Here is an 18,932-nt window from a genome sequence, read left to right as displayed (position 1 = left end):
CACCGAAGAAAGGCACCGCATGGCCACCACTCCCGCGCACGGCGCCGAGTCCGCCTACGACTACGTCATCGTCGGCGGCGGCACCGCCGGATGTGTGCTCGCCGCCCGGTTGAGCGAGGACCCCGACTGCCGTGTCTGCGTCATCGAGGGCGGCCCCAGCGATGTGGGCGACGAGCGCATCCTGCGCCTGCGCAACTGGATCAACCTGCTCGGCTCGGAGTTCGACTACGGCTACACCACCGTCGAGCAGCCGCGCGGCAACTCGCACATCCTGCACTCCCGGGCCCGGGTGCTCGGCGGCTGCTCCTCGCACAACACCCTGATCAGCTTCCTGCCGCTGCCGCAGGACCTCGACGACTGGGTGAGCCACGGCTGCTCCGGCTGGGACCCGGCGACGATCCTGCCCTACCGCGACCGGCTGCTCACCCGGATCGTGCCGGTGGCCGAGGCGGACCGCAACCCCATCGCCAAGGACTTCGTCACAGCCGCCTCCCGCGCCCTCGGCGTCCCCGTCGTCGACGACTTCAACGCCGAACCCTTCGCCGACGGCACCGGGTTCTTCTCGCTGGCCTACCAGCCGGAGGGCAATCTGCGGTCCTCCGCGTCCGTCGCCTACCTCCACCCGGTGCTCGACCGGCCCAACCTCACGCTGAAGCTGGAGACCTGGGCCCACCGGCTGATCCCCGATGCGTCGGGCCGGCTCACCCGGGTAGCAGTCCGGGGCGCCGACGGCGAAGCCGCCACCGTGCGGGCCGAGCGCGAACTGCTGCTGTGCGCGGGCGCCATCGACACCCCGCGCCTGCTGATGCTCTCCGGCATCGGACCGGCCGACGACCTGCGCGCCCTGGGTATCGCGGTACGGGCCGACCTGCCCGGCGTCGGGGAGAACCTGCTGGACCACCCCGAGTCCGTGATCGTCTGGGAGACCGCGGGGCCGCTGCCGCCCAACTCCGCGATGGACTCCGACGCCGGCCTGTTCCTGCGCCGCGACAAGGGGCAGCCGCGTCCCGACCTGATGTTCCACTTCTACCAGGTGCCGTTCACCGTCAACACCGAGCGCCTGGGCTACCCCGTACCGCAGCACGGGGTGTGCATGACGCCGAACGTGCCGCGGGCCCGCTCCACCGGCCGCATGTGGCTGCGCAGCAACAACCCCGCCGAGCATCCCGCCCTGGACTTCCGGTACTTCACCGACCCCGAGGGCCACGACGAGCGCACCATCGTGGACGGCCTGAAGGTGGCCCGCGAGGTCGCCGCGGCCGACCCGCTGCGCGACTGGCTCGTCCGCGAGGTCGCGCCCGGCCCGGACGTCGTCTCCGACGCCGACCTGTCGGAGTACGGCCGCCGCGTGGCCCACACCGTCTACCACCCGGCCGGCACCTGCCGGATGGGCGCGGCGGACGACCCGGCGGCCGTCTGCGACCCCGAGCTGAGACTGCGGGGCTTCGAGGGCGTGCGGATCGTCGACGCGTCGGTGTTCCCGACGATGCCCACCATCAACCCGATGGTGACCGTGCTGCTCGCCGCCGAACGGGCCGCCGACCTGATCATCGCGGACCGGAGGTCCCAGCAGTGACCGGTACACAGCCTCCCGCACCGGCGTCCGGCGCCCCCTCGGGGGAGCCGGGCTCCGAGTTCCGCAAGGACATGAGCCCCTGGGCCAACTTCGCCCTCGGCTTCACCTACCTCTCCCCGGTGGTGGGCACCTACACGCTCTTCGGCATCGCGATCGCCGACGGCGGACCGCCGATGATCTGGGCGTTCCTGGTGGCCGGCTGCGGCCAGTTCCTCGTCGCGCTGATCTTCGGCGAGATCGTCGCCCAGTACCCGATCGCGGGCGGCGTCTACCCCTGGGCCCGGCGGCTGTGGGGCAAGCGCTGGGCGTGGATGACCGGCTGGGTGTACATGTGGGCGCTGCTGGTGACCATCACCTCCGTCGCCTACGGCGCCGGCCCCTACATCGCCATCCTCTTCGGCTTCAGAGCCACCGTGCACACCACCGTGCTGTGCACCGCCGTGCTCATCGTCGTCGCCATCCTCATCAACTACATGGGCACCAAGGCACTGTCGACGGCGGCGCTCATCGGTTTCGCCGGCGAGCTCATCGGCGCCCTCGTCGTCGGCGTCTACCTGCTGGCCACCCACCGGCACCACGGCCTCGGCGTCATCTTCGACACCTACGGAGTCGAGGGAGACGGCTCCTACCTGCCGGCGTTCCTGGCAGCCGGCATCATCGGCCTCTACCAGTACTACGGCTTCGAGGCGTGCGGCGACACCGCCGAGGAGGTCGCCCACCCGGGCCGGGTCATTCCCCGCGCGATGCGCCGCACCATCTACATCGGCGGCGCGGCGGCCACGTTCACCTGTATGTCGCTGCTGCTGTCGGTCACGGACTTCAACGCGATCATCTCGGGCGAACAGGCCGACCCGGTGGTGGACGTGCTGTACGACGCGATGGGCGAGGCCGGGGCGCGGATGGTGATGGCCGTGGTGCTGATCTCCTTCCTGTCCTGCACGATCAGCCTCCAGGCCGCGGCCGGGCGGCTCATCTACTCCTACGCCCGGGACGAGATGATCGTCGGACACCGGCTGCTGCGGCGGTTCGTCCACGCCCGTGCGGTGCCGAGCTGGGCGCTGTTCGTCTCCGCGGCGGTGCCGCTGATCATCGCCTTCGCCTCACTGCTCTCCGAGGACGCCCTCACCAACATCGTCTCGTTCGCGATCCTCGGCATCTACGGCTCGTTCCAGATGGTGGTCCTGGCCGCGCTGCGCGCCCGGCTCAAGGGGTGGCGTCCGGCGGGGGAATTCACCCTGGGCCGCTGGGGCCTGGTGGTGAACGTCGCGGCGCTGGTCTACGGCATCCTCGCCATCATCAACATCTGCTGGGCCCGCTCCCCGGAGAAGGCCTGGTGGGAGAACTGGATCGTCCTGTTGTGCGGCGGCGTGGTGCTGGGAACGGGGCTGCTGTACATGTTCACGACGCATCACTACGGCCGGGGTGAGGCGCCGGCGGGCGACGCCGTGCCGGAGAAGAAGGCCGGATCGATGTCCGGCGGGCCTCCTCCCGGGCAGCGGTGAGACGAGGAGCGAGGGGCCCGGGTTCGGGTCCCTCGGCCGTCAACGCCGCGACAGCACCCTGCGCGTGGCGCGGGCGAGCCGGTGGGCGGGCCGCCGGGAGCGCGGCGCCGGGCCCGACCGCTCCAGCCACCACTCCCGCAGCTCCCGCCGCGCCTGCGGGTCCCCGGGACGGCCGGTGGACAGCAGCCGCTCGGCGAAGGTGAGGGCGTCGCGTCGGTAGCCGGCGGTCATCGGGTGGGTCTGGGCGTAGCCGAGGAACGCCGTGCGGTACTCGCCCCCGAGGATCACCGGCAGCTCGGGGGCGACCTTCGCCACCACGTCCGCCCGCTTCGCGGCGAGCGCCCGCGCCTGGACACCGACCCGCACCCGGTCGAACCCCTCGGGCACGGGTGTTCCCGCGACCAGCGCCGACAGCAGCGCGGTCTGTGCCAGACCGAGCCGCTGCCGGGCCTCGTCGACACCCTGTCCAGGGGGCAGGCCGAAGGCGCCCCGTGTCGCCCCGGCCGCCCCGGTCTCATCTCCCCGCCGTGCCGCTGCGGCCCCTGCCGGTGCCTCGCCGCGGGCATCCCTGGCCGCCTCCCGCCGCATGGGCCGGACTCCGACGAGCCGTCGCGCGGCCGGGGCCCCGACGAGCGGCTCATCGTCACCGCCCCGGGCCACGCTGGGCCGTCCGAGGGCGGCGGCCCCGAGCCGTTCACCGTCGCCGCGGGTCCGCTCCTGCCGTCCGGCGCCCGCCTCTCCGAACAGTCCGGCCCCGACGCCCGCGGGCTCCCTCCGCCGGGCGGCCGGCGCGTCGGCGGCCGAGCGGAGTTCCGTCTTCACGCGTTCGACGGCGCCGGCCTCCAGCGCCCGGCGGATCGCGCCCAGCTCGCGCTCCAGCTCCACCGGCTCCGGGAAGTTCTCGTCCCGTTCCAGGAGGACACCCGGAGGCGCGACGCGGGAGGCGAGGTCCGTGAGGATGTCGAGGACCGGCCGGGGGACCGGGTGGGCGTGGCTGTCGTGCCAGACGCCGTCGCGTTCGAAACCGCCCGCGACATGGACGTAGGCGATGGCCTCCAGCGGCAGCTCCGCGAGGGCCTTGGCCGGGTCCTCCGCGCGGTTGACGTGGTTGGTGTGCAGATTGGCGACGTCGATGAGCAGGCGGACGCCCGTGCGGTCGGCGAGGTCGTAGAGGAACTGGCCCTCCGTCATCTCCTCGCCCGGCCAGCCGATCAACGCGGCGATGTTCTCGACGGCCAGCGGCACCGGCAGCGCGTCCTGCGCGATGCGGACGTTCTCGCAGAGCACGTCCAGAGCGTCCCGGGTGCGCGGGACGGGCAGCAGGTGGCCCGCCTCCAGGTGCGGGGAGGCGGTCAGCGAGCCGCCCGCCCGTACGAACGCGATGTGCTCGGTGACCAGCGGGGAGCCCAGCGCCTGCGCGCGCTCGGCCAGCGCGGTCAGCCGTCCCGCGTCGGGCCGGTCCGCGCCCCCGAGGCCGAGCGAGACGCCGTGCGGCACCACGGTGATGCCGCGCTCGCGCAGCCGCCGCAGCGAGTCGGGCAGGTGCCCGGGGCAGACGTTCTCGGCCACCGCCTCGACCCAGTCGATCCCCGGCATCCGCTCCACGGCGTCCGCGATCTCCGGCCGCCACCCGATGCCCGTCCCCAGTCGCTCCATCGTCCCCTCCTCCACCCGGCCCGTTCCTCGAACGTGAGGGGGGTATGGCCCAGCCGCCGGTTCCCGAACCGTGCCCCGGCCTCCTTCAGAGCAACATTTGAGGTTTCGGTCCCCGCTCCCCGCCCCCACCGACGGAGGTACCAAGGGTCGCGTCCCGCCCCGATTCGACATAGACCGGACCTGTGCCCGAAGGCAGCGAGCAGCCCCACCGCCCCGCGCGGAAGCGGGAACCGGAGTCGGGGCCGGGGTCGGGGGCGGCCGGTGTACGCCGACTGCGGATCGGGGCCTGGGCCCTGCTCGTGGTGGCCGGCACGGCCTACTTCCTGCTGCCGCTGGAAGGGCTCGGCGCCGACCGGCGCCCGCCGCCGTCCTGACCGGGTGCGGCTCTACACCGGGCGGGAGGAGCGGTAGTTGAACACCGACCAGAGGACGAACAGGCCGGTCACGATCATGATGATCGACCAGAACGGCTGGTACGGCAGCCAGAGGAAGTTCGCGATCAGCGCCAGGCCCACCACGATCGCGCTCGCGACCCGGGCCCAGTCGGCTCCGGTGAACAGGCCGAGGCCGGCCACCACCACGAGCACGCCGACGATCACGTGGATCCAGCCCCACGCGGTCAGGTCGAACTCGAAGGAGTACTGGCCGAAGCTCGTGTACACCTCGTCGCCGGCGATCGCCGCGATGCCCTGGAGCACCGCGAAGAGGCCGTAGACGACCATCAGGACGCCCCCGAGGACGAGACCGCCGGCCGCCCACGGGTCGCCGGGACCGCCCGCGCCGGAGCCGTCGGGCCCCCGGTCACCGGGGGCGGGCGGGGCAGGGGGAGGGGGCGCGGCGCTGGTCATGGCTGCCTCCGGGGTCGGGTCGGCTGGTAACCCCACTGGAGCACTCGTCCGGAACCGGCGCGCCTGCGGCTACTCCGGACGGGTGGACGCCGCGCGGCCCGACCCGTGCGGCTCACGGCGCAGCGCCGGGTGGTCGGCGACGACGGTGCACGAGCCGGGCGCGATCTCCGTGAACCCCGCGTCGCGCACCAACGGAAGCCCGATGCCGGTCAGTTCGGACCAGCGGGACGGGTCGGCCGTCCGGACGGCGAGTGGGAACCCCGCGTCGCGCCAGGCGGCCCGCTCCTCGTCGGACAGCTCCCACCAGGCCAGTTGCGCGGCGTGCCCGGCCTGGGCCATGGCCTTGCCGGCCGACATGCCGAGGTCGGGGTTCAGCCACAGCACGGGGGCGGCCGGGTCCGCGTCCACCGGCGGTTCCGGGTCGTCGAGGTCGGTGCCGGACACCTGGAGCCTGGCCAGGTCCTTGGGCCAGCCGTCCAACGGGACGGGCGGGAAGACCCGCACCTCGGCCGACTTGCCGGTGACGGAGATGCCGGGCAGCGCCTCGGCCCGCCGCCACTCCGCGCCCCGTGCCCGCCGCACCACCTTGCGGATCCTGGCGTCCTGCCAGTCCCGCATCGCCCCGGCCCACTCGCCCTCGCCGGCCGAGCGGTCGTCGGCCAGGATCGTCAGCACGGCCCGCGCGGACGTCTCCAGCGCGTCCGTGCGCGCGGGCGGCTCCGCCTTCTCGATCCGCACGACCAGCGGCAGCACGAACTGCGGTGCCTCGTCGCGCGCCGAGGGCTCGGACCGGAAGGGACTGTCGCTCACGGGCGTCGGGTCTTCACTCACGAAACCCAAGTGTGCCAGCCGGGAGATCGTGCAGGACGGCCGCATGCGACCCGGCCTGCGCCCGCGCACCGCGGGCGGCCGCTACGGCTGCGGGGTCGCTCGGCGCCGCGCGGTGTCGGTCGTGGTGCGCCGGCCTCCCGCGGATCACCCTGAACAGGCGGTGCGCTGCGCCTCCTGCCACTCGCAGACGGGGCAGAGCGTGATGCCCTTGTACGACTCGGGGTGCTCCGTGGGCTCCCGGCACAGCACGCACTCCGCGTACGGCGGCCCGTCCGCAACGGGCGGCCTGCTCGCGTCGATCAGGCAGTAGTCGTCGTCGCTCATACGTCCAGCGTAGGTCCGGGGCGGGCCGTCAGAGGTCCCGCTGCTCCAGCGGTTTGGTCGCCGGGCCCTGGATCACCTTGCCGTCGGTGTCGAAGCGGGAGCCGTGGCAGGGGCATTCCCAGGCGCGTTCGGCGGCGTTGAAGTCGACCAGGCAGCCCAGGTGGGTGCAGCGGGCGGAGACGGCGTGCAGCCCGCCGTCCTCGTCCCGGTACACCGCGACCCGGTGGCCGTCGGCACGGACCACGGCGCCCTCGCCGGGCGGCAGGGACTCCACCGGCGGGGAGGGCCGCAGCCGGTCGCCCACGAAATGCCCGGCGACCTTGGCCTGGGTCTTGAGGAACGTCGGCGCCTCACGCAGGGCGGGCTTGATCCGGCGCGGGTCGTACAGCCCGCTCCACTCGCACTCCTCGCCCGTGATCTGCGCGGTCAGCAGCCGCCCGGCCATGATGCCGCCGGTCATGCCCCAGCCGCCGAAGCCGGTGGCCACGTACGTGTGCCGGGCGCCGGGGTGCAGCGGGCCGACCATCGGCACGGTGTCCGTGGGCTCGGTGTCCTGGGTGGCCCATCGGTGAGTGACCTCCAGGTCCGGGAAGTGGCCGGTGGCCCAGGCGGTGAGGCGTTCCAGACGGGCCCGCGGGTCGGAGGTGCCCGGTGTGAAGTGCTCACCGGTGACGATGAGCAGCCGCCGGTCGCCCTCGTGGGGCGCCGTGCGCACCGAGCGGGTGTCCTCGTCGGGCGTGATGAACATGCCGTCCGGGTCCTGGCCGGCGGGGATCGTCCCGGCGACGACCAGTTCGCGGCGCGTGGAAAGACGGGCGAACAGCAGCGCCCGGTCGAAGATCGGGTAGTGCGTCGCCACGACGACGTCCCGGGCCCGGACGGTCGCCCCGGTCGCGGTCGACAGCCTGCACGGCTCACCCTCGTCCAGGCCGAGGACGGTGGTGTCCTCGAAGATCCGCCCGCCGTGTTCGACCAGGTCGGCGGCGAGGGCCAGCAGGTACTTGCGCGGGTGGAACTGGGCCTGTCCGGTGACCTGGACCGCGCCCGCCACCGGGAAGGGCAGCCCGGTCTCGGTGACGAACGAGGCGGGCAGCCCGGCCGCGGCCGCGGCCTCCGCCTCGGCGCGCAGTTCCGCCACCCGGCCCGGGTCGCGCGCGTACGTGTAGGCGCTCCTCGTCTCCCACTCGCAGTTGACGCCCAGTTCCTGCGCGATCCGGGCCGCGTGCCCGATCGCCTCGGACTGGGAACGGGCGTACAGCCGTGCGCCCTCGGGGCCGCGGGTGCGCCGCAGCTTGTCGTAGACGAGCGTGTGCAGGGCGGTGATCTTGGCGGTGGTGTGCCCGGTGACGCCGGCCGCGACCCGCCCGGCTTCCAGCACGGCCACGCTCCGCCCGGCCCGCGTCAGTTCCCACGCGGTGCACAGCCCGGCGATCCCGGCGCCGATCACGGCCACGTCGACGTCCAGGTCCCCGTCCAGCGCCGGGTGGTGACCGTCCGGTGCGGTCTCGAGCCAGTACGAGCTGCTGACCTGCTGTTTTTCGCCCATGGCCCGACGAGTACCCCGGTGCGTCCTCTTCAGTGTCCGGGCGGGCCGCTTTACAGCGGGGGCGGACAGGACTAACGTACAACCAAATGGTTGTAGATGAGCTGGGTGACGAGACGGTGGACCGGCTGTTCCACGCCTTGGCCGACACCACGCGCCGGGACATACTGCGCCGCTGCGTGCGCGGGGAGCTGTCGGTGTCCCGGCTGGCCGAGGCCTATCCGATGAGCTTCGCCGCGGTGCAGAAGCACGTCGCGGTGCTGGAGCGGGCGGGGCTGGTCGTCAAGCAGCGCAGCGGACGGGAGCAGCTCGTGCGCACCGACCCCGACGCGCTGGGCCGCGCACGCCAGGCCCTGGACGAACTCGAGTCGGCGTGGCGCGGGCGGGTGGACCGGATGGCCCGGATCCTCGCCGAGGACCCCGGAACCGGAGAGAACGACACGACGGAAGGACCCGAGCGATGAGTGTCACCAGCGTCGACAAGGACCTCGACGCCCTCACCCTCACCCTGATCGCCGACTTCGCCGCCCCGGTCGAGCGGGTGTGGCGGCTGTGGGCCGACCCGCGGCAGCTGGAGCGCTGGTGGGGTCCGCCGACCTACCCGGCGACCGTGGAGGAGCACGACCTCACCCCCGGCGGCGAGGTCACCTACTTCATGACCGGCCCGGAGGGCGACCGGCACCGCGGGTGGTGGCGGATCACCTCGGTCAGCGAGCCGACGGCCCTGGAGTTCACCGACGGCTTCGCCGACGACGACGGCAAGCCCAAGGACGACATGCCGACCATGTCCGTGACGGTGCGGCTCACCGCGCGCGACGGCGGCACGCGCATGGAGATGCGCTCCCTGTTCGACTCCCGCGAGCAGATGGAGCAGATGGTCTCCATGGGCATGGAGGAGGGCCTGAAGGAGGCCGTCGGCCAGATCGACGCCCTGCTGGCCGCCTGACCGGCGGGACCAGGGCCGCCCCAGCAGCCGTTCCCGGCACTGCCGGGATCAGGTGATCGGGGGCGTGCGAGGTGCCGTGGCGGGGCGCCGGGTGTCGCACCCGGCCCCCCGGTCCGCAGCCGCCGCTACCGGCGCCAGGGGCCCGTCACCGCGAAGGTGGTGCCGGGCGCGTAGCAGTTGACGTACATCGTGTCGCCGTCCGGGGAGAAGGCCACCCCGGCGAACTCACCCCACTCCGGCTCCTCCGCGGTGCCGATGTTCTGCCGGTTGCGGGCCATCGCGTAGACCTGGCCGCGCCTGGTGACACCGAAGACGTGCTGGGCGCCGTTGCCGTCCTCGCAGACCATCAGGCCGCCGCTGGGCGCCAGGCAGATGTTGTCCGGCGACTCGCCCGGCAGCTGCACATCGGTGTCCGGGCCGAAGACGATCACCAGGGTGAGCCGGCGGCGCTCCGGGTCGTAGCGCCAGACCTGCCCGTAGTGGTCGGCGGCCGAACCGTCAGACCGGCGCGCGAAGGACGACACGAAGTACACCGAACGGCCGCCCCAGTAGCAGCCCTCCAGCTTCTGCGCGTGGGTGATGCCCTTGCGGCCGAAGTCCTGGAAACGGATCGGCGTCTGCGCGGCCTGCGGATCCGGGACGTCGACCCACTCGATGTGGTCGAACTCGGCGCCGACGTCCTGGATGGACGACAGGTCCGGCACCCCGGGCACGCGCATCGCCTGGAGCCGACCACCCGCCCGCAGCGAACCCCGGCCGCCCAGCGGCCGGTCCGGCAGGAAGCGGTAGAAGAGGCCGAAGGGCTTCTCGAAGGCGTCCTCGGTCTCGTAGACCACGCCCCGCCGGGGATCGACGGCGATCGCCTCGTGCGCGAAGCGGCCCATCGCGGTCAGCGGCACGGCCCCGCTGCGGTGCGGGTCGGCCGGGTCGACCTCGAAGATGAAGCCGTGGTCCTTGGTGTAGCCGTTGGTACCGGCCCTGTCCTCGGTCTCCTCGCAGGTCAGCCAGGTGTGCCAAGGGGTGGGCCCGCCCGCGCAGTTCACGGCCGTGCCGGCGATCGCGACGCGTTCCGACTGCACCCGGTTGCGGGAGTCGAGCGTCAGCGCCGTACAGCCGCCCTTGGCGGCCGGGTCGTAGGTGAGGCCCTCGACGGTGGGGACCGGGACCCTGCCGTTGGCGCGGTTCTCGTGGTTGCGGACCAGATGGACCCGGCCGCCTCTGCCCGGGAAGGCCGACATGCCGTCATGGTTGGAGGGCACCTTGCCCTCACCGGAACGGAGTTCGTCCCCCTCGCGGGAGAGGATCCGGTAGGCGAACCCCTCCGGCAGGTCGAGGACGCCCTTCGGGTCGGGGACGAGCGGGCCGTAGCCGGTGCGGCCCATGCCCTGTGCGGCGGCGGTACCGGCGAAGAGTTCGGAGAGCGCGCCGGAGAACGCGATCCCGACGCCCACGGCGCCCGTTCCCGCGAGCATCTGACGTCGTGACGCGAAGCGACCGGTTTCGGTCATGGGGAAACCTTCCTGCTGGCGGACAGGAACTGTGATCCCGTTGTGTCTATCACCTGGTGCGGGCAGCGGGAACCACGCGCGTAGCGCGGGTCACTGCTCGACGGCGCGCCGCAGCTTCTCCATGGCCTCTCCGGCCTGGTCGGTCAGGTCGACGGCCCGCTCCGTGATCTCCGCGCGCTCCGCGGCCCCCGCGTGTCCCGGACTCTCCGCGTGTCCCGGACTCTCCGCTTGTCCTGAACTCGCCGCGGGCCCCGGACTCGCCGCGGGCCCCGGACTCGCCGCGGGCCCCGGACTCTCCGCGAGCCCGGAGCGCTCCGCGGGTGGCTGTGCGCCCCGCTCCAGGAAGCGCAGGAGTTCCACCGGAATGGGCAGCACGAGCGTGGAGTTCTTCTCCGCCGCCACCGCCATGACGGTCTGCAGCAGCCGGAGCTGGAGCGCCGAGGGCGTGTCGGCCATCTGACGGGCGGCCTGGGCCAGCTTCTTGGAGGCCTGGTACTCGGCGTCGGCATTGATCAGCCGGGCCCGCCGCTCCCGGTCGGCCTCGGCCTGGCGGGCCATGGAGCGCTTCATGGTGTCCGGCAGGGAGACGTCCTTGATCTCCACGCGGTCGATGGTGACGCCCCACTCCACGGCGGGACTGTCGATCATCAGCTCCAGGCCCTGGTTGAGCTTCTCGCGGTTGGACAGCAGGTCGTCCAGCTCGCTCTTGCCGATGATCGAGCGCAGCGACGTCTGGGCCATCTGCGAGACGGCGAAGCGGTAGTCCTCGACGTTGACGATCGCGGCCGACGGATCCACGACCTTGAAGTACACCACCGCGTCGACCCGCACGGTCACGTTGTCGCGGCTGATGCCCTCCTGGGCGGGCACGGGCATGGTCACGATCTGCATGTTGACCTTGCGGAGCCGCTCCACCCCCGGAACGATCAGGTTGAAGCCGGGCAGCCGCACGTCCCCGTGCAGGCGTCCGAGCCGGAAGACGAGCCCGCGCTCGTACTGCTTGACGACCCGCGCCGCGGCGGCCAGATACACCAGCGCACCGGCCCCGACCGCGGCCACCACGCCGACCACCTCTTCGACCATGCCGACCTCCCCGTTCAGAGGTCCGAATTCGTCTACTTCTGTAACGATATGCCTGAACCGGGGCGTGGGGCCATGCCCCGGTACCGGGGCCGGAACGGGGGCGGACACACGTGATCCGGGGCGCGCCGGCTGCGCGCCCCGGACCCGTGCACGGGTGATCCGCTCGGGTGGCTAGACGGCGGTGACCTTCTCCGCCGGGGTCACCTCGGGCTCCGTGACCTTCACCGGCTCCGTGCCCGTCGCGCTGTGGCGTGCGGCCCAGCTCTCCAGGGCCGTGCGGCAGGCGTGGTCGAGGTGGTGCAGACCCGTGAGATCCAGCTCGACCGGACGGTCCTGGGGCAGGCTCTCCAGGCTGTCGAGGATCTTCGGCAGCCGCAGGAAGGTCGCGTTGCCGGACAGGTAGGCCTGGATCGGGCCCGCGCCCTTGTCGATGATCTCGAGCTTGATGTGCGAGGCCTCCCAGGCGGTCTTGACGACCGACAGGGCCAGACCGATGAGCACGCCCTCGAACATGTTCACCGCGACGATCGACACCGCGGTGACGACGAGGATGAGTGCCTCGCCCCGGTGCTCCCGCCACAGCGGCACGATCTTGGCGAACGGGATCAGCTTCCAGCCCGCGTGGACCAGGATGCCGGCGAGGGCGGGCAGCGGGATCAGGGCCAGCGTGCTCGGCAGCAGCGCGGCGAACAGCAGCAGCCACACGCCGTGCATCACCCGGGACGCCTTGGTCCTGGCGCCCGCGCTGACGTTGGCGGAGCTGCGGACGATGACCGCGGTCATCGGCAGCGCGCCGAGCACACCGCAGACGGTGTTGCCCGCGCCCTGCGCCATGAGCTCCTTGTCGTACTGGGTGCGCGGGCCGTCGTGCAGCCGGTCCACGGCGGCGGCGCTGAAGAGGCTCTCGGCGGAGGCGATCAGGGTGAAGGCGACGATCGTGCCGATGATGCCGATGCCCACACTGCCGAAGGCGTCCAGGCCGGGCGGCTGGATGGATTCCAGCAGGCCCTTCACCTCGACCGTGGCGACCGGCAGGTCGAAGACGGCGTTGGCCGCGATCGCCAGGATCACCGCGGCGAGCGCGCCGGGCACGGCCTGGGCCTTCTTCGGCAGCTTCTTCCACAGCACCATCACCGTGATGGTGGCCGCTCCGAGCGCGAGGGAGGTGAGCGCCGCCGTGCTACCGGCCGCGTCGACGGCCGCACCGGGCAGGCCCAGGATCTTGTCGATGCCGGAGGCGGGTGCCTTCAGTCCGGCCGTCGCATACAGCTGGCCGGCTATGAGCACCAGACCGATTCCGGCCAGCATGCCCTCGACGACCGAGACGGATATCGCACGGAACCAGCGGCCGAGCTTCAGCGCGCCCATGACGAGCTGGAGCAGACCGGCGGCCAGCACGATGATGCCGAGCGCGGGCAGCCCGTAGGTGTCGACCGCTTCGAAGACGAGCACGGTCAGACCGGCGGCCGGCCCGGACACCTGAAGGCTGCTGCCCGGCAGGAATCCGGTGACGAGTCCGCCCACGATGCCGGTGATCAGGCCGAGTTCGGCCGGGACACCGGAGGCGACGGCCACGCCCACGCACAGCGGGAGCGCGACCAGGAAGACGACGAGCGAGGCGGTGAAGTCCTGCCTGAGGTAAGGGAACTTGGTCATGGTGCCCCTCACAGCTTCTCGAAGGAGTCGGTGTCCCCGCGGTGTTCGCGCACGATGCCGGTGTGCACTTCGTAGAACCAGGCGTGCAGGCCGAGCCGTCCTTCCGCCAGCCGGCGCTCGATGCAGGGGTACGACCGCAGGCGCAGGACCTGGGCGAGGGCGTGGTTCTGCACGGCCTCGGCGACCGTCGGGTCGGCGGGGTCCGAGCAGTCGGGCTCGTCGGCGGCGCGTGCGAGCCAGTCGCGCACCGCCGGTACGGCGGCGAGGTCGTCACCGCGTACCACCGCGCCCACGGCGCCGCAGTGCGAGTGGCCGCAGACCACGATCTCCTTGACGCCGAGGACCTCCACGGCGTACTCGATCGTGGCCGCCTCCGACGTGGGGTGCTCGAAGGAGTGCGGGGGGACGACGTTGCCCGCGGTGCGCAGCTCGAAGAGCTCGCCGGGACGGGCGCCCGTGATCAGGGCCGGGACGACCCTGGAGTCGGAGCAGGTGATGAACAGGACGTCGGGGGACTGGCCCTCGGCGAGGTGGGCGAACTCCTCAGGGCGCTGTCCGAAGGTGCGGGCGTTGTCGATGAGGGGTTGCATGAGTGTGGTGACTCCTCCTGGCGCGCAGTGGGGGCGCGTCGGACGGGCATGACAGGGGTGGGGGGAGCTGCTCGGCCGCTCAGCAGCGGAAGACTTGCAGGGCTGCCGGGGTGTGCGACGTCGACGATCTCGACGCGCGGTGGTACCCGGCGCCGGGTCTGACCGGTTCGGGCACCGTCGGCCGGATGTCCTTGCGCAGGGGCCGCTCCGGCGCCGAGGGCGCGGAGTCGGTGGTGTGCGACCGGTCACGGGTCCGCAGGGGACCGGTCGGGTCCCCGTGCTGTCCGGCGCGACAGGTGGCCGTCTCGTCGCGCAGAGCCTTCCCGGAGGACTTGTGTCCGGGGCGTGAGGACGTGCCCGAGGGCTTTGTTACGGGCTGAGCTTTGGCCTCGGCTTGGCTGTGCGTATGCGCGGTTGCGAAGGACGCGGTCGGTGCGAAGAGCTGGAGCGCGAGCAGAGCGGCGGCGAGGACCGCAACCACGGTCCGTGCCGTCGTACCTCGGAACATGCGCCCCCTCCCGCTGACTTCATGCGTCTAGACCGAACCAACAGTTGGTCAATGGCTGGTCAAGAAACACGTTAACCCTGCAAGGTCGTTTGCAGGGTTAACTTAACGTTTCAAGCTGAAGAGAGCCTGAAAACCACAGGTGGGCTGGCTTGAACAAGCTCTACCCGGCGGGTCGTTGACGCGGTAATGGAGTGGTGGTCAGCGGGGGCCCACCAGCTTGCCCGCGTCGCGGGCCAGCGCGGTGAGCCGGGAGATGGCCCGGAAGTACTTCTTGCGGTAGCCGCCGTTCAGCATCTCGTCGCTGAAGAGCTGGTCGAAGGGCAGGCCCGAGGCCAGCACGGGCACCTCGCGGTCGTAGAGCCGGTCCGCGAGAACGACCAGCCTGAGGGCGGTCGACTGGTCCGGAACCGGCCGCACACCGGTGAGGCACACGGCCTTGATCCCGTCGGTCAGAGCGCCGTACCGGCTGGGGTGGACCCGGGCCAGATGCTCGAGGAGGGGCGAGAACGCGTCGAGGGAAGCGCCCTCGGTGGCGTGCGCCGCGTCGGTGACCTGTGTGTCGGAGTACGGCGGCGGCGCCTCGGGCAGACCGCGGTGGCGGTAGTCCTCGCCGTCGATGCGCAGGGCGCGGAAGTGGGCGGACAGGCCCTGGATCTCGCGCAGGAAGTCGGCCGCCGCGAAGCGGCCCTCGCCGAGCTTGCCGGGCAGCGTGTTCGAGGTGGAGGCGAGCGCCACGCCCGCGTCGACCAGCTTGCCGAGCAGGGTGGAGACCAGGACGGTGTCGCCCGGGTCGTCGAGCTCGAACTCGTCGATGCACAGCAGGCGGTGGCCGGACAGTGTCCGGACCGTCTGCTGGAAGCCGAGGGCGCCGACCAGGTTGGTCAGCTCCACGAACGTGCCGAACGCCTTCAGCTCGGGCTCCGCCGGGGTCGCGTGCCACAGGGACGCCAGCAGGTGGGTCTTGCCGACCCCGTACCCGCCGTCGAGGTAGACGCCGCGCGGGCCCGCGGGGGTCTTCTTCGGCGCCTTGCCGAAGCCGAACAGCCGCCGCTTGCCGGACCCCGCGGCCCCGCCCGGGCCGAGACCCGCCGCGAAACCCTCCAGGACGTGGACGGCCTCCGTCTGGCTGGGCTGGTTCGGGTCGGGGAGGTACGTGCTGAAGCGGACCGAGTCGAACCGCGGCGGCGGCACCATCTCGGCGACCAGCCGGTCCGCGGGGACATGCGGCTCACGGGCGCACAGGGACAGCGGGGCCGGGTCGGTTATGGGGCCGGATCCGGAGGGGGCCAGGGGAGAAGACACGGTTCACCATGCTACGGCGCGTGGAACACTGCACGGCATGCGACGTCTGTTCCCTGTGACCGATGAAACAGCAGTTCCGGCGCCGGGTGGCGGGTCCGGTGACGGCGCCGGGCGGGAGTGGAGCCTGGCGGAGCTGGCCACCGCGTACGCCTATCCCGAGCCGGGGCCCGGCGGGCCGGTGCCGTGGCTGCGCGCCAACATGGTGTCCACGCTGGACGGGGCCGCCCAGCACGACGGCCGCTCGCAGCCCATCTCCAACGCCACCGACATGCGGATCTTCGGCACGCTGCGGGCGCTCGCGGACGTCGTGGTCGTCGGCGCGGAGACCGTGCGCAAGGAGGGGTACCGGCCGGCCCGCGCGCGGGAGGACTTCGCGGCGATGCGGGAGGCGGCCGGGCAGCAGCCCGCACCCGCGATCGCGGTGGTCACCGCCAGCCTCGACCTGGACTTCTCGCTCCCGCTGTTCACCTCGCCCCTGGTGCCCACCCTGGTCCTCACGGGCGCCGCGGCCGCCCCGGACCGCATCGCCACCGCCGAGAAGGCGGGCGCCAGGGTGGTGACCGCCGGGGACGGCATCGGCGTCGACCCCGCCCGTGCCGTCCGGGCCCTCGCCGACCTCGGCCACACCCGGCTCCTCACCGAGGGCGGCCCGCGGCTGCTCGGGCAGATGGTCGCGGCGGGCGTGCTCGACGAGCTGTGCCTGACCGTCTCCCCGATGCTCACGGCGGGCGGGGCCCAGCGCATCGCCGGCGGGCCGGCGGTCACGGTCCCGCACCGCTTCGGGCTGGTGTCGATGCTGGAGGAGGACGGCTTCCTGTTCACGCGGTACGGGCGGGCCCGGGAGGCGTACTGAAACGCCGAACCCGGGGTAGGAGGAGTCGGCGGTCGGGGAGTCCGGCCGGCCGGTTCATCCGGAAGCGGGGGTGAACCTCACTGTCAGTCCGTTAATCGGCGGAATATGCCGTTCTGTTTGGTTTTCGGAGGGCACACTGGATCCGGCAGTACCCGTGCGAGCACGGGGCAGGACGGTTTCCGCAGGCCCGGTGCGGCCCGCGGAGGAGTGGGGGCCACGGGCCCCCGGAGCAGAAGGGGCGCCTGGTGTTCACAAGCGTATTGATGATCGAGAAGGCGCTGACGTCGGCCGACGTGGAGTTCGTCACCACCTTGCACGGCGAGGAGCAGGTCTCCTTCCAGGTGCTGCTCCAGCCGCGCGGTGAGCAGGCGGACCGCCTGCTGCGGGCGATCGACGACGTGGCGCTCGGCGAGCTCGACGAAGCCGTGCGCGAGGGGGAGACACCGGAGGGGGAGGAGGCCCTGAGCGTGGGGCAGCGGGCGCTGGAGGTCTCACTCGCCGCGTTGCGCACCTCGGGCAGTCCCGCGGAGGGACGGCTGATCGAGGACCATCCGCTGGACGCGCTGAAGTCCCTGGTGGAGGACGCCGGGGCGGACGAGGTCATCGTGCTGACCGATCCCCACTACGTGGAGGAGTTCTTCCACCGCGACTGGGCGTCCCGGGCCCGGCACAAGGTGGGGGTGCCGGTGCTGAAGCTGTTCTCGCACAGCAAGGCGTAGGAGCGGGTCTGCGGGCCCGGCGCGGCTCTGCGCGCTCCTGAAATAGGGTGGGGGCCGCTCACTCTCGTCACCCGAACTTGGAGACACGCATGGCAGCCGGCCTTCCTCCCGCCATGGACCGACCGCACTTCATCGGGATCGGTGGGGCCGGCATGTCGGGGATCGCGAAGATCCTCGCGCAGCGCGGAGCCGTCGTGGCGGGCAGTGACGCCAAGGAGTCGGCCACGGCCGAGGCGCTGCGGGCGCTGGGCGCGACCGTGCACATCGGGCACGCCGCGGAGCACCTCGCCGACGACGCCAGCTGTGTGGTGGTGTCGTCGGCGATCCGGCAGGACAACCCCGAGCTGGCCCGCGCGGCCGAGCTCGGCATCCCCGTCGTGCACCGGTCCGACGCGCTCGCCGCCCTGATGGACGGGCTGCGGCCGATCGCCGTCGCCGGTACGCACGGCAAGACGACCACGACGTCGATGCTGGCCGTGTCGCTGAGCGAGCTGGACCTCAAGCCCTCGTACGCCATCGGCGGCGACCTGGACGCGCCCGGCTCCAACGCGCTGCACGGCGAGGGCGAGATCTTCGTCGCCGAGGCCGACGAGTCGGACCGCAGCTTCCACAAGTACGCCCCCGAGGTCGCGATCGTCCTCAACGTCGAACTCGACCACCACGCCAACTACGCGTCGATGGACGAGATCTACGCGTCGTTCGAGACGTTCGTGGACCGGATCACCGAGGGCGGCACGCTGGTGATCGCCGCCGACCACGAGGGCGCCCGGGAGCTCACCCGCCGCGTCCGGGCGCGTGACGTGACCGTGGTGACGTACGGCGAGTCCGACGACGCCGACGTGCGCGTGCTGTCGGTCGTGCCGCAGGGACTGAAGAGCGAGGTCACCGTAGTGCTGGAGGGACAGGAGCTGACCTTCACGGTCTCCGTCCCCGGCCGGCACTACGCGCACAACGCGGTCGCCGCGCTGGCGGCGGGCGTGGCCCTCGGGGTCCCGGCGGCCGACCTGGCCACGGCGATCGCCGCGTACACGGGCGTGAAGCGGCGGCTCCAGCTGAAGGGCGAGGCCGCGGGCGTCCAGGTCATCGACTCCTACGCGCACCACCCCACCGAGATGACCGCCGACCTGGAGGCCATGCGCGCGGCGGGCGGCGACGCCCGGATCCTGGTCGTTTTCCAGCCGCACCTCTTCTCCCGGACCCAGGAGCTCGGCAAAGAGATGGGGCAGTCCCTCGCCCTCGCCGACGCCTCCGTCGTCCTGGACATCTACCCGGCGCGCGAGGACCCGATCCCGGGCATCACGAGCGAGCTGATCATCGACGCCGCCCGGGCCGCGGGCGCCGACGTGACGCCGGTGCACGACAAGGCGGACGTCCCGTCGGTCGTCGCGGGAATGGCGAAGCCGGGTGATCTCGTTCTCACCATGGGAGCGGGCGACGTCACCGACCTCGGCCCGCACATCCTGGACCGTCTGTCGAACTGAGGGGCT

At 72.3% G+C, this 18,932-nt stretch carries 18 protein-coding genes; 8 read left to right on the top strand and 10 right to left on the bottom strand.

Annotated elements, in window-relative coordinates; all coding sequences use genetic code 11:
* Positions 1 to 19: 19 nt before the first annotated feature.
* A complete protein-coding gene (locus BJ965_RS08245) occupies positions 20 to 1,576 on the top strand; it encodes a GMC family oxidoreductase (protein WP_184908075.1) in 1,557 nt (518 codons plus the stop codon).
* Positions 1,573 to 3,078, top strand: coding sequence for an APC family permease (locus BJ965_RS08240; RefSeq protein ID WP_184908074.1), 1,506 nt, complete (start codon positions 1,573 to 1,575; stop codon positions 3,076 to 3,078). The genes BJ965_RS08245 and BJ965_RS08240 overlap by 4 nt, the downstream gene beginning before the upstream one ends.
* A 39-nt stretch (positions 3,079 to 3,117) precedes the next feature.
* Here BJ965_RS08240 and BJ965_RS08235 read toward each other — a convergent pair whose 3' ends face one another.
* Positions 3,118 to 4,734: a DUF692 domain-containing protein gene (locus BJ965_RS08235; RefSeq protein WP_184908073.1), complete on the bottom strand. Its 1,617-nt coding sequence runs from the start codon at positions 4,732 to 4,734 to the stop codon at positions 3,118 to 3,120.
* A 182-nt stretch (positions 4,735 to 4,916) separates the two neighbouring features.
* On the opposite strand from BJ965_RS08235, the gene BJ965_RS08230 reads away from it, so the two are divergent.
* Positions 4,917 to 5,108, top strand: coding sequence for a hypothetical protein (locus tag BJ965_RS08230; RefSeq protein WP_184908072.1), 192 nt, complete (start codon positions 4,917 to 4,919; stop codon positions 5,106 to 5,108).
* A gap of 12 nt (positions 5,109 to 5,120) precedes the next feature.
* On the opposite strand, the gene BJ965_RS08225 is transcribed toward BJ965_RS08230, so the two are convergent.
* The 4 genes from BJ965_RS08225 to BJ965_RS08210 all read right to left on the bottom strand — a co-directional run bounded on the left by BJ965_RS08225 (position 5,121) and on the right by BJ965_RS08210 (position 8,283).
* Complete coding sequence (locus BJ965_RS08225) at positions 5,121 to 5,582, bottom strand: DUF7144 family membrane protein (RefSeq protein ID WP_184908071.1); 462 nt, start codon at positions 5,580 to 5,582, stop codon at positions 5,121 to 5,123.
* Positions 5,583 to 5,651: 69 nt separating this feature from the next.
* Complete coding sequence (locus BJ965_RS08220) at positions 5,652 to 6,413, bottom strand: aminoacyl-tRNA hydrolase (protein ID WP_184908070.1); 762 nt, start codon at positions 6,411 to 6,413, stop codon at positions 5,652 to 5,654.
* Between the two features lie 144 nt (positions 6,414 to 6,557).
* Entirely contained in the window at positions 6,558 to 6,737 is a 180-nt protein-coding gene (locus BJ965_RS08215) for a hypothetical protein (protein ID WP_030838829.1), read from the bottom strand.
* A 28-nt stretch (positions 6,738 to 6,765) separates the two neighbouring features.
* Positions 6,766 to 8,283, bottom strand: a complete 1,518-nt coding sequence (locus BJ965_RS08210) for an FAD-dependent oxidoreductase (RefSeq protein ID WP_184908069.1) — start codon at positions 8,281 to 8,283, stop codon at positions 6,766 to 6,768.
* Positions 8,284 to 8,369: 86 nt separating this feature from the next.
* Here BJ965_RS08210 and BJ965_RS08205 point away from each other — a divergent pair, with 86 nt between their 5' ends.
* Together BJ965_RS08205 and BJ965_RS08200 are read left to right on the top strand one after the other, a co-directional pair.
* A complete protein-coding gene (locus tag BJ965_RS08205; RefSeq protein ID WP_184908068.1) occupies positions 8,370 to 8,744 on the top strand; it encodes an ArsR/SmtB family transcription factor in 375 nt (124 codons plus the stop codon).
* On the top strand, positions 8,741 to 9,226 hold the full coding sequence (locus BJ965_RS08200) for an SRPBCC family protein (protein ID WP_184908067.1): 486 nt from the start codon (positions 8,741 to 8,743) through the stop codon (positions 9,224 to 9,226). The genes BJ965_RS08205 and BJ965_RS08200 overlap by 4 nt, the downstream gene beginning before the upstream one ends.
* Before the next feature lie 125 nt (positions 9,227 to 9,351).
* On the opposite strand, the gene BJ965_RS08195 is transcribed toward BJ965_RS08200, so the two are convergent.
* From BJ965_RS08195 to zapE, 5 genes are all read right to left on the bottom strand, one after another.
* On the bottom strand, positions 9,352 to 10,734 hold the full coding sequence (locus tag BJ965_RS08195; RefSeq protein ID WP_184908066.1) for a PhoX family protein: 1,383 nt from the start codon (positions 10,732 to 10,734) through the stop codon (positions 9,352 to 9,354).
* Between the two features lie 90 nt (positions 10,735 to 10,824).
* The gene (locus BJ965_RS08190) at positions 10,825 to 11,817 is read right to left on the bottom strand and encodes an SPFH domain-containing protein (RefSeq protein WP_246545861.1); all 993 of its coding nucleotides are present in this window, start codon (positions 11,815 to 11,817) and stop codon (positions 10,825 to 10,827) included.
* A 171-nt stretch (positions 11,818 to 11,988) separates the two neighbouring features.
* Complete coding sequence (locus tag BJ965_RS08185; protein ID WP_184908065.1) at positions 11,989 to 13,473, bottom strand: SulP family inorganic anion transporter; 1,485 nt, start codon at positions 13,471 to 13,473, stop codon at positions 11,989 to 11,991.
* Between the two features lie 8 nt (positions 13,474 to 13,481).
* Positions 13,482 to 14,063: a carbonic anhydrase gene (locus tag BJ965_RS08180; RefSeq protein ID WP_184908064.1), complete on the bottom strand. Its 582-nt coding sequence runs from the start codon at positions 14,061 to 14,063 to the stop codon at positions 13,482 to 13,484.
* 706 nt (positions 14,064 to 14,769) lie between these two features.
* On the bottom strand, positions 14,770 to 15,873 hold the full coding sequence (gene zapE, locus BJ965_RS08175) for a cell division protein ZapE (RefSeq protein WP_184908063.1): 1,104 nt from the start codon (positions 15,871 to 15,873) through the stop codon (positions 14,770 to 14,772).
* A 37-nt stretch (positions 15,874 to 15,910) separates the two neighbouring features.
* Here zapE and BJ965_RS08170 point away from each other — a divergent pair, with 37 nt between their 5' ends.
* From BJ965_RS08170 to murC, 3 genes are all read left to right on the top strand, one after another.
* Positions 15,911 to 16,726: a pyrimidine reductase family protein gene (locus BJ965_RS08170; RefSeq protein ID WP_184908062.1), complete on the top strand. Its 816-nt coding sequence runs from the start codon at positions 15,911 to 15,913 to the stop codon at positions 16,724 to 16,726.
* 245 nt (positions 16,727 to 16,971) lie between these two features.
* A complete protein-coding gene (locus BJ965_RS08165) occupies positions 16,972 to 17,445 on the top strand; it encodes an indole-3-glycerol phosphate synthase (RefSeq protein ID WP_184908061.1) in 474 nt (157 codons plus the stop codon).
* An 89-nt stretch (positions 17,446 to 17,534) separates the two neighbouring features.
* Positions 17,535 to 18,926, top strand: a complete 1,392-nt coding sequence (gene murC / locus BJ965_RS08160) for a UDP-N-acetylmuramate--L-alanine ligase (RefSeq protein WP_184908060.1) — start codon at positions 17,535 to 17,537, stop codon at positions 18,924 to 18,926.
* Positions 18,927 to 18,932: the final 6 nt, after the last annotated feature.

The organism is Streptomyces luteogriseus (assembly GCF_014205055.1).
Lineage (GTDB): Bacteria > Actinomycetota > Actinomycetes > Streptomycetales > Streptomycetaceae > Streptomyces > Streptomyces luteogriseus.
Note: the sequence above shows the minus strand (reverse complement) of the source record. Positions and strands in the feature narration are given on the sequence as shown.

Excerpts from the sequence above, each read along its gene's own strand:
- BJ965_RS08245 (WP_184908075.1), top strand. The coding sequence starts at position 20 with ATGGCCACCACTCCCGCGCACGGCGCCGAGTCCGCCTACGACTACGTC.
- BJ965_RS08235 (WP_184908073.1), bottom strand. The coding sequence starts at position 4,734 with ATGGAGCGACTGGGGACGGGCATCGGGTGGCGGCCGGAGATCGCGGAC.
- BJ965_RS08225 (WP_184908071.1), bottom strand. The coding sequence starts at position 5,582 with ATGACCAGCGCCGCGCCCCCTCCCCCTGCCCCGCCCGCCCCCGGTGAC.
- BJ965_RS08215 (WP_030838829.1), bottom strand. The coding sequence starts at position 6,737 with ATGAGCGACGACGACTACTGCCTGATCGACGCGAGCAGGCCGCCCGTT.
- BJ965_RS08210 (WP_184908069.1), bottom strand. The coding sequence starts at position 8,283 with ATGGGCGAAAAACAGCAGGTCAGCAGCTCGTACTGGCTCGAGACCGCA.
- BJ965_RS08205 (WP_184908068.1), top strand. The coding sequence starts at position 8,370 with ATGGTTGTAGATGAGCTGGGTGACGAGACGGTGGACCGGCTGTTCCAC.
- BJ965_RS08200 (WP_184908067.1), top strand. The coding sequence starts at position 8,741 with ATGAGTGTCACCAGCGTCGACAAGGACCTCGACGCCCTCACCCTCACC.
- BJ965_RS08195 (WP_184908066.1), bottom strand. The coding sequence starts at position 10,734 with ATGACCGAAACCGGTCGCTTCGCGTCACGACGTCAGATGCTCGCGGGA.
- BJ965_RS08190 (WP_246545861.1), bottom strand. The coding sequence starts at position 11,817 with ATGGTCGAAGAGGTGGTCGGCGTGGTGGCCGCGGTCGGGGCCGGTGCG.
- BJ965_RS08185 (WP_184908065.1), bottom strand. The coding sequence starts at position 13,473 with ATGACCAAGTTCCCTTACCTCAGGCAGGACTTCACCGCCTCGCTCGTC.
- BJ965_RS08180 (WP_184908064.1), bottom strand. The coding sequence starts at position 14,063 with ATGCAACCCCTCATCGACAACGCCCGCACCTTCGGACAGCGCCCTGAG.
- BJ965_RS08170 (WP_184908062.1), top strand. The coding sequence starts at position 15,911 with ATGCGACGTCTGTTCCCTGTGACCGATGAAACAGCAGTTCCGGCGCCG.
- murC (WP_184908060.1), top strand. The coding sequence starts at position 17,535 with ATGGCAGCCGGCCTTCCTCCCGCCATGGACCGACCGCACTTCATCGGG.